The 9,520-nt window shown below is 69.0% G+C and carries 7 protein-coding genes; 5 read left to right on the forward strand and 2 right to left on the reverse strand.

The features are described from left to right. Window positions 1-18: 18 nt before the first annotated feature. Window positions 19-1,260 (forward strand): ROK family transcriptional regulator, encoded by a 1,242-nt coding sequence (locus tag VN779_RS08820; protein ID WP_325721954.1) that lies wholly within the window; start codon window positions 19-21, stop codon window positions 1,258-1,260. A gap of 234 nt (window positions 1,261-1,494) precedes the next feature. Here VN779_RS08820 and VN779_RS08825 read toward each other — a convergent pair whose 3' ends face one another. Further along, a complete protein-coding gene (locus tag VN779_RS08825; protein ID WP_325721955.1) occupies window positions 1,495-3,357 on the reverse strand; it encodes an anthranilate synthase family protein in 1,863 nt (620 codons plus the stop codon). Between the two features lie 202 nt (window positions 3,358-3,559). Further along, on the reverse strand, window positions 3,560-5,053 hold the full coding sequence (locus VN779_RS08830) for an MFS transporter (RefSeq protein WP_325721956.1): 1,494 nt from the start codon (window positions 5,051-5,053) through the stop codon (window positions 3,560-3,562). A gap of 130 nt (window positions 5,054-5,183) precedes the next feature. Between VN779_RS08830 and mgrA the strand changes: the two genes are divergently transcribed. The 4 genes from mgrA to VN779_RS08850 all read left to right on the forward strand — a co-directional run. Beyond that, complete coding sequence (gene mgrA / locus VN779_RS08835) at window positions 5,184-6,218, forward strand: L-glyceraldehyde 3-phosphate reductase (RefSeq protein WP_325721957.1); 1,035 nt, start codon at window positions 5,184-5,186, stop codon at window positions 6,216-6,218. Window positions 6,219-6,265: 47 nt separating this feature from the next. Then, window positions 6,266-7,618, forward strand: coding sequence for a class II 3-deoxy-7-phosphoheptulonate synthase (locus VN779_RS08840; protein ID WP_325721958.1), 1,353 nt, complete (start codon window positions 6,266-6,268; stop codon window positions 7,616-7,618). Next, the gene (locus VN779_RS08845; protein ID WP_325721959.1) at window positions 7,615-8,658 is read left to right on the forward strand and encodes a GntG family PLP-dependent aldolase; all 1,044 of its coding nucleotides are present in this window, start codon (window positions 7,615-7,617) and stop codon (window positions 8,656-8,658) included. The genes VN779_RS08840 and VN779_RS08845 overlap by 4 nt, the downstream gene beginning before the upstream one ends. A gap of 149 nt (window positions 8,659-8,807) precedes the next feature. Then, on the forward strand, window positions 8,808-9,520 hold a 713-nt coding region (locus VN779_RS08850), incomplete at its 3' end, for a hypothetical protein (protein ID WP_325721960.1).

Here is a 9,520-nt window from a genome sequence, read left to right on the forward strand (position 1 = left end):
TGCGATACCTTCAGCCCGATGCCTCCCCGACCGGCGACGCCACAGCCCGCCACCCCGCAGACCGCCCGCGCGATCAACGACCGGGCGGCCCTCACGCTGTTCGCCGCCCGTGGCGCGCTGACCGCCGGGCAGTTGCAGGAGGCCACCGGGCTGGCCCGCCCGACCGTGACGGAACTGCTCGGGCGGCTCGGCAGCGCGGGCCTGATCGAGCAGATCGGCGAGGTCGGCGCGGATCGGCGCGGACCGAACGCCCGGCTGTACGCCCTCTCCGGCCATCGCGTGTGCGTCGCAGGCGTCGACGTGCGCACGGACATCGTCTATCTCACGGTCACCGACTTGGCCGGACACACGGTCGCGGAACGCGCCGCGCCGATCCCGCCTGGCACGCTCACCTCTGCGGCGCTCGACACGGTCACGGCGGTACTTGCGGAGGCCGTGCGCGGGTCGCAGTCCGGTCCGCTGCACTCGGTCAGCATCGGCATGCCCGGCCTGATCAACCCCGTGACCGGGCGAGTGCGCCCGGTGGCGGCCGAGGCGGACTGGCACGCCGAGCTGGCCCAGGCGGTGCGCGACCGCACCGGACTCGACGCGGCCGCGGTCACGCTCGACAACGAGGTCAACCTCGCCGGGATCGCCGAGCACCGGGTGATCGGCGCGTCGGGCATCGACTCCTTCGGCCTGCTCTGGCTCGGCGCGCTGGGCGTCGGCGCGAGCCTGATCCTGGACGGCGTGCTGCGTCGTGGCGCCTCCGGGGGCGCCGGGGAGCTGGGCTTCCTGGCCGTGCCGGGAGCCGGTCCGCAGCTCAGCCCAACCGACTGCACCGGCGGCTTGTACGACCTGGTCAGCCCGGCGGCAGTCGCTCGACTCGCCGAATCCCACGGCCTCGTCGGTCCCAGCCGCCGTCGCACGGCTGCAGTCGGCTCCGCTGATCCGTCCCACGCCGAGCCTCCGTACATCGAGTCCTCCTACACCGTCACCCCGGCCGACTTCGAGCACGCCGGCTTCCGTACCGAGCTCGCGACCCGCATCGCGCTCGGAGCGGCTGCGTTTGCCCTTGTCGTCGACCCGGGAACGGTCGTGCTCACCGGCGACCTTGGCCGCTCCGGGGGCGCGTTGCTGGCGACGGCGGTCGAGGAGCGCCTCGCCGCGGTCTGCCCTGTGCCGACGCGGGTCCGGACGACGGCGGTGCCCGGCAATCCGATTCTCACCGGCGCCGTGGCCACCGCCCTCGACCGTGCCCGCGCCGCGCTGTGGCCCTGAGCAGCAGGCTGCGACTGACCTTCAGAGGATGTTTGGTTCGGTTTTGGGGTCTCACGTCACGGTCGGCGTAGGTGAGATGCCCGGTATGTGGGGGACGAGGCAGCGGATCGGCCAAGCGGCGGGCCTGGCAAGGCGCCGGAGCGTCCTCATACCGGGTTGTCTGTGGACGTTTCGGCAACGCGGCCAGGGTCGTCGATCGGCCGATCCGCCCCCAAAGCCGGACCAAACGCCCTCTCAGTCCGTCAGCAGCCGCGTGATCTCCGTGCGCAGAATCCCGAGCCCGTCCCGGCTGAAGATCGACTCGGCGTGGAACTGCACTCCTCCATAGCGCGGGCCACGCATCGCCACGATCTCCCGCGAGCCGGGCAGCGTCGCGATCTGCAGCCCCGGCACCACGCCTTCGGGAGCGAGCGCGGCGAAGGAGTTGTAGAACCCGACCAGCTCGCGCCGGCCGAACAGGTCCACCTCGACCTGCGTGCCCTGATTCGGTTCGAGCCGCCGGATCAGCTTGAAGCCCATCGCCGCGCACAGCAGCTGATGGCCGAGGCACACGCCGAGCACCGGCTGATCCCGGGCGAACAACCGCTGAATCAGCGTCCTGCCAACGCGTACCTTCGGGAGGTTGAGGTCGCTCGGGTCGCCAGGGCCTGGGCCGAGGATGACGAGGTCGAATCCGTCCAGACCGTCGCATTCCTCATATCCGGCGGTACCGTCGACGGCGGCGAACGCAGTGCGCGTCACGGCCAACCCGAGCGCCCGCAGCTGCACGGTGATCATCGAGGTGAACGCGTCCTCGTTGTCCACGATCAGTACTCTGCGACCAACCAGCTCCGGCGCCACGAACGCGTCCGCTTCGTGCTCCTGCAACCAGAACGGCGCTAGCGCCTCGTTTCGCGCAGCGAGGGTCTCGCGGACCCGCGGGTCATCAGCCCACCGCCGCAGTCCGTCGTTCTCAGCACGGGCCTTCACGCGTCCGCCGAGGCCGGCATCCACCCCGAACGCACGCAGCACGCCCGCGGCCTTCGTCCGGGTCTCACGCACCTCCTCGTACGGGTCGGAGCCGCGAACCAAGGTCGCGCCGACCGGGATTCGCACCGAGCCGTCCGCGGGATCCAGATACGCCACCCGCAGCAGCAGCGAGGCGTCCATCGATTGGCGCCCATGCGAGTCAGCTCCGATCAGCGCGGCCACGCCGGCGTAGTAGCCGCGGCCTTCCGTCTCATGGCGCTGAATCACCCGGAAGGCATTGCGGATCGGCGAACCGGTGGCGGTCGGCGCGAACATCGTCTCGCGCAGCACCTGCCGCACGTCCATATCCGTACGGGCCCTGATGTAGTACTCGGTGTGCGCGAGGTTGCGCATCTCCTTAAGGAACGGACCGGTTACCCGGCCGTGCCCGCCGACCTCGGCGAGCATCTTCAGCTCCTCGTCGACGACCATCGCCAGCTCGTCGCGCTCCTTCGGGTCGGCCAGGAAAGCGAGCACCTGCTCCGCGGTGGCCTCGGCCGGCGGCATGCGCAGCGTTCCGCTGATCGGGTTCATCACCGCTACACCGTCGTGCACCGAGACGTGCCGCTCCGGCGTCGCGCCGACCATGACGAGGTCCCCGGTGTGCACCAGGAACGTCCAGTAAGCCCCGCGCTCCTGCGCCAGCAGCTGCCGGAACGCGCCGAGCGCCGTGGCGGTCACGTCATCGCAGTACCCGACGAAGGTGCGCCGCAGCACGAAGTTCGCGCCCTCGCCGCGCCCGATCTCCTCCTCCAGTACCGCCTTGACCTGTAGCGCATACGCGTCGTCGCAGACATCGAAGTCGCCGTCCCGAATCTGGACCGGCGCCACCTCGGGCAGGTCCGCCACCCCGACCTGCGCGCGCTCCCGCACCAGCAAGGTCATCAGTTGCGCCCCGTCGTCGTGGCAGGCATCGCCTCGCTCGCGCAGTTGGCGATAGGGGACCAGTGCGAGCTGCGGTGCGTCAGGCAGATCGGCGAGCCGCGCGACGCTCCTCACCTCGCCGCGCAGCACCTCGACCCGTTCGCGGCCCTCCCTTCGCAGCAGCGCGAAGGGGGGCGTCAGATCGAGCAGGGCGGTGTCGTCCATGACTTCCGGCCTTTCAGTAAGACCGGCGCCGCTCAGCCGGACCGGGACATCCGCCTGAAAGCAGCGAACCGGCCGCCTGATTGGCGGCCGGTTCGCGAGTCGTGGGAAGCGCGAGTCCTAGAAGTCCGCCAGGAAGGCGGACCACCACTGGTTTGAGCGGTGTAGGACCGTGTGCGTCATGGCGATGACTGTATCAGCCGTGTCACTTGCGCGGCAGCAGGAACGAGGTCGACACGATGATCGCCGCGAGCCCGGCGCAGATCGCCGCCGCCACCGTCATCGCCGTGACGTAGCCGTGCATCGACGGCGCCGAGCCCAGCACGCTGAAGAAGATCGTGCCCAGCACGGTCACGCCGGTCGCGTTACCGAACTGCTGGACCGTGGTCAGCGCCCCGGCTGCCATGCCGGCCTGTGGCGCCGGTATGCGCAGCAGTACCGCGCCGATGATCGACGGCAGCGCGAGCCCGTTGCCGAACCCGACCACGATCATGCCTGGTATCAGCCAAGCCGCCGAGGTGTGATCGCCGCGTATCGCGAGTGTCCCGACCGTCAGCAGCAGCCCGGCCAGGCTTACCGCCGCTCCTATAGTCACCACGCGGCGACCGAAGCGCCGCGCGAGCCAGGAACTGGTGGCGAACGCGAGCCCGAGCGGTGTGAAGGCGAGACCCGCGCGCAGCGGGCTAAGGCCGAGTCCGTTCTGCAGCAGCAGGGTCAGGCAGAGCATGAATCCGGCGAAGAACGTCAGGTAAAGGCCCGCGATGACCATGCCCGCAGCGAAGACCCGCTCCTTGAGCAGTTCCACGTTCAGCACCGGCGCGCCGCCGCCGCGCCCGAGTCGCGCCTCATACCAGAGCACCGAGGCGGCCACGGGTATCGCGGCGCCTAGCGAGATCCAGGTCCACAGTGGCCAGTGCTCCGGCCGCCCCAGCGAGATCGGCACCAGGATGAGCGCCAGCGCCGCGCTGATCCCGACCGCGCCGACCGGGTCAAGCCTGGTCTCGGCGCGCCGCTCGTGCCCCGGCAGCCAGCGCGCGGCCAGCATTGCCGCGGCCAGGCCGATCGGCACGTTGATATAGAAGATCGTCCGCCAGCCCCAGCCGAACAGGTTCGCGTCCAGCAGCACCCCGCCCAGTACCTGCCCGGCGACCGCGCCGACCCCGATCACACCACCGAAGGCGGCCATCGCGCGCGCCCGCTCGTGCGGCGGGAACATCACGTTGATCAACGCCAGCACCTGCGGCACCATCGCGGCGGCCGTCGCGCCCTGCAGAATCCGCGCGGCCACCAGCAGCGCCGGGCTTCCGGCCAGGCCGCACAGCAACGAGGCGGCGGTGAAGGCCAGCATCCCGATCAGGAACAGCCGCCGGTGCCCGAACAGGTCGCCGAGCCGGCCCCCGGTGATCAGGCCGCTGGCATAAGCGAAGCCGTAACCGCCGACCACCAGCTCGATCCCGGACTCGGTGGCGCCCAGGTCGTGTTGCAAGGACGGCGCCGCGACGTTGACGACGAAGTAGTCGAACATCGCCATGAACATCGCCGAAAGCAGCACGGGTAGCGCTTTCCAGCGCCCCGGATCAGGTTCCAGCGGCTTGATCGCCTCGGTGGGACGCACCGGGGCGCTCGAACGCTTCGCGACAGCTGCGACGCCCGACGGCTCGGCGAAACCCGAACCGGAACGCTCAGTGACCAGAGACATGCTTACCCCTCCAGCAATGTTCGATGACATTCGAACAAGCCTCGATCGTACGAGACTCATCGAACTACTGCAAGCGGGTTTCGCACGCCCTCGTAAGATCCCCGGTAATACTCAACACCAAGGAACCGACATGACTTCCGAGAGCTTCCCGACCGGCGACCGCGCCCACGTGCCAGCCCCGGGCCGGTATGCCGAGATGCAATACCGGCGCAGTGGGCGCAGCGGTCTCAAGCTGCCCGCGATCTCGCTCGGCCTGTGGCACAACTTCGGCGACACCAAGCCCCGCGAGACCCAGCGGGCCGTGCTGCGCCGCGCCTTCGACCTCGGCGTCACCCACTTCGACCTGGCCAACAACTACGGCCCGCCCTATGGCAGCGCCGAGGCCAACTTCGGCCGGCTCTTCGCGCAGGACTTCCGCCCGTACCGAGACGAGCTGGTCATCTCCACCAAGGCCGGCTACGACATGTGGCCCGGTCCCTACGGCGACTTCGGCTCGCGCAAGTACCTGCTGGCCTCGCTCGATCAGTCCCTGCGCCGCATGGGCCTGGACTACGTCGACATCTTCTACCATCACCGGCCCGACCCCGAGACGCCGCTCGAAGAGACCATGAGCGCGCTCGACCAGGCGGTGCGCTCCGGAAAGGCCCTCTATGCCGCCGTCTCCAACTACGAGCCGGAGCGCACCCGCGAAGCCGCCGCCATTCTGCGCGACCTCGGCACTGCGCTGCTGATCCACCAGCCGCGCTACTCGATGCTGGGCCGCGACGCCGTCGAGAACGGTCTGCTCGACGCGCTCGAGGATGTCGGCGCTGGCTGCATCTGCTTCTCGCCGCTCGCTCAGGGCATCCTGACCGACCGCTACCTCGGCGGGGTGCCTGAGGGCTCACGCGCCTCGGTCGGTCATTTCCTGCGCCCCGATGCCCTTACCGACGGCTTGATGGACCAGGTCAAGCGCTTGAACGAATTCGCCGCCGGACGTGGCCAGAGCCTTGCGCAGCTTGCGCTCGCCTGGGTGCTGCGCGACCGCCGGATGACCTCCGCGATCATCGGCGCATCCTCCGTCAGCCAGCTGGAGACGAACGTCGCCGCCCTTAACGCCCCCGCGCTCACCCAGGACGAACTGCACCAAATCGAGCGCATTCTCACCGGTGACTCATCTCGCTAACCGAAACACCCCACGCTCCCCGAAGAGCCGTCCCGTAGCCTTGAGGGGTGGATACGAACCGCACCGCGAACGCAGCCGCCGAAAGCTGGCGTGCCCTCCCGGCAAAGCAGCAGCCCCTGTGGCCGGACCCGGCCGCCGTACAGACCGCCGCCGCCGAGCTGCGCTCGTATCCGCCCCTCGTCTTCGCCGGCGAGTGCGATCAGCTCAAGGACCGTCTGGCGCAGGTCGCCCGCGGCGAGGCTTTCGTGCTGCAAGGCGGCGACTGCGCCGAGACCTTCGCGGGCGTGACCGCCGACGCCATCCGCAACAAGCTCAAGACCTTGCTGCAGATGGCCGCGGTGCTCACCTACGCGGGCTCGGTCCCGGTGGTCAAGATCGGTCGCATCGCGGGGCAGTACGGCAAGCCGCGCTCTAAGGACACTGAGACCCGCGACGGGGTGACGCTGCCGGCCTACCGCGGCGACTCGGTCAACGGCTTCGACTTCACCGCCGAGTCCCGCGTGCCCGACCCGTGGCGCATGGTGCGCATGTACCACTCGTCCGCCGCGACGCTGAACCTCGTGCGCGCGTTCACCACCGGCGGCTACGCGGACCTGCATCAGGTGAACGCTTGGAACCGCGACTTCGTGGCCTCGTCCCCCTCCGGGAAGCGGTACGAGCTGTTGGCAGCCGAGATCCAGCGAGCCTTGGACTTCATGCGCGCCTGCGGCATCGACCCCGAAGAGACCCGCACCGTCGAGTTCTTCTCCTCGCACGAGGGCCTGCTGCTCGAATACGAGGCCGCACTCACCCGCACCGATTCGCGCACCGGCACGCTGTACAACACCTCCGGCCACTTCGTCTGGATCGGTGAGCGCACCCGCGACCTCGATGGCGCGCACCTGGAGTACTTCTCCAGCATCCGCAACCCGATCGGCATCAAGCTCGGCCCGAGCACGACGCCGGACGACGCGCTCACCTACCTGCGCCGGCTCAACCCGGACCGCGAGCCTGGGCGGCTGACCTTCATCATCCGCATGGGCGCCGGGGTGATCCGGGACAAGCTGCCCGCGCTGGTGGAGAAGGTCACCGCCGAGGGGCACCAGGTCGCCTGGATCTGCGACCCTATGCACGGCAACACCTTCGAGGCGCCCAGCGGTCACAAGACCCGCCGCTTCGACGATGTGCTCGACGAGGTCAAGGGCTTCTTCGAGGTACACAGGGCGCTGGGCACGCACCCGGGTGGCATCCACGTCGAGCTGACCGGGGACGACGTGACCGAGTGCGTCGGCGGCGGCGACGAGATCGCGTTCGGCGACCTGGCGACCCGGTACGAATCGGCCTGCGACCCGCGTCTGAACCGATCGCAGTCCCTTGATCTGGCGTTCCTGGTCGCCGAAATGTACCGGAGCGCCGCGTGACCGAGCTTTCCGGCGGGGGTGAGCAACGGACGGTGGTCGACCTCCGCAGCGACACCGTCACCAAGCCCACCCCCGCCATGCGCGCCGCCATCCTCGACGCGGAGGTGGGCGACGACGTCTACGGCGAGGACCCGACTGTCGCAGCCCTCGAAGCCAAGGTCGCCGACCTGTTCGGCTTCGAGCCGGCTGCGGCGCTCTTCGTGCCCACCGGCGTGATGGCGAATCACATCGCGCTGCGGATGCTGCTGCGTCCGGGCTCGGAGCTGATCGCCGACGCCGACGCGCACATCCTCGCGCACGAGGACGCGGGCCTGGCCTGGCACGGTGGCGTCCAAACCCGCACCACCCTCACCTCGGACGGACTGCTCTCTGCGGACGACGTCAGCAGGCTGATCCGTCCGCACGTGCCGCACACTCTGGGCACCACCGCGGTCGAACTGGAGAACACCCACAACCGCGGCGGCGGATCGGTCTACTCGATCGAGCACCTGCGGTCGATCCGGCAGATCGCGGACGAGCGCGGCATATCAGTACACATAGACGGTGCGCGCATCTGGAACGCCCACGTCGCCACCGGCACGCCGCTGCGCGAGTATGGAGCGATCGCCGACACACTCTCCGTCTGCCTGTCCAAGGGCTTGGGCGCCCCAGTCGGCTCCGTCGCTCTGCTACCGCCAGGCCGCCGCGCAGAGGCCATTTTGATGCGTCACCGCCTCGGCGGCGGCTGGCGACAAGCCGGTCTCCTCGCCGCGGCGGGCATCTACGCCCTCGATCACCACATCGCGCGCCTCGCCGAGGATCACGCCAACGCGCGCCTGCTGGCCACAACCCTTCAAAACGCTGGACTTTCCGCTCGCACGCCGCAGACGAACATCGTGCTCGTGGACGTCCCCGACGCCCCGGCGGTCGCCGCTCGCGCCGCCGAGCAGAACGTTCGAGTATCGGCGTTCGGGCCGGCGCTGCTACGGGTGGTGACGCATCTGGACGTGACCGAGAAGGACTGCCTGCTCGCCGCCGAGGTGCTCGCCTCCGTCGCCTGACCGCGCGTCAATTCCAGATCGGCTGGCCCGGATGGTCCCGTACCGTCCGGGTTGCCGGTATTCGCGCTGTTGATAGAGCCCTGCGATGTGGATACCGTCGCCCTGCAACGATTCCGGATCGCAGGCGTTTTTGTCAGGGGGATGACCGTATGGGGCTTTTCGACAAGATCTTTAATGACGACGAGAAAGAGAAGCAGGAGACCGCGCGGCGTAAGGCTGCTGAGAAGTACGCCGAGGAGCACGGTCACGGCGAAGGGCACACTCACGCCCCAGCGAAGAAGACCACTGTGAAGGCGCCAGCGAAGAAGGCTCCCGCAAAAGCAGTGTCCGCAAAGAAGACGGCCACCGTGCCCCGCCAGGTCGCTCCACACCTGCACACTTCCGAGGCCCCGAATCACACGCACGCCGCCTCCACGGCCGCTGCGGCGACCGCCGCGCATGACCAGGCGATGACGCTGCACATTCTCTCGCACATCCCGGATCACGCGCCGCGCGAGGACGACCCGCACTACCACTTGTTCGAGCAGGCTAAGGCGCGGCTCAAGCGTCAGGGCTTGTGGAAGTGCATCATCAATGACGACCTCTGTGACGGCGTTCCCGAGCTGCACCACAGCTACATCGAGTTCTCGCAGATCAACCAGGTCGACCCGAAGAAGATCCAGGAAGCGCTCGGGCTGCACTTCCAGAACGACGAGGACTTCCAGGTGTGGGCCGAGTCGCCCGGCAACCTCGAAGTGCTCTGCGTCGCCCACCACCGCGCGCACTACGGGATCCACATGATCCCGGGCCCGCTGTGGGAGGCTGTGCGCTTCCACAAGAAGGGCACTGATGCCGCCGCCGAGTTCATGCCCGCCTCTGAGGC

Source organism: Actinocrinis sp., from assembly GCF_035605935.1.
Lineage (GTDB): Bacteria > Actinomycetota > Actinomycetes > Streptomycetales > Catenulisporaceae > Actinocrinis.

Bases quoted from the DNA above. Each gene is read 5' to 3' on its own strand.
- VN779_RS08830 (WP_325721956.1), bottom strand. From the start codon at position 5,053: ATGTCTCTGGTCACTGAGCGTTCCGGTTCGGGTTTCGCCGAGCCGTCG.
- mgrA (WP_325721957.1), top strand. From the start codon at position 5,184: ATGACTTCCGAGAGCTTCCCGACCGGCGACCGCGCCCACGTGCCAGCC.
- VN779_RS08820 (WP_325721954.1), top strand. From the start codon at position 19: ATGCCTCCCCGACCGGCGACGCCACAGCCCGCCACCCCGCAGACCGCC.
- VN779_RS08825 (WP_325721955.1), bottom strand. From the start codon at position 3,357: ATGGACGACACCGCCCTGCTCGATCTGACGCCCCCCTTCGCGCTGCTG.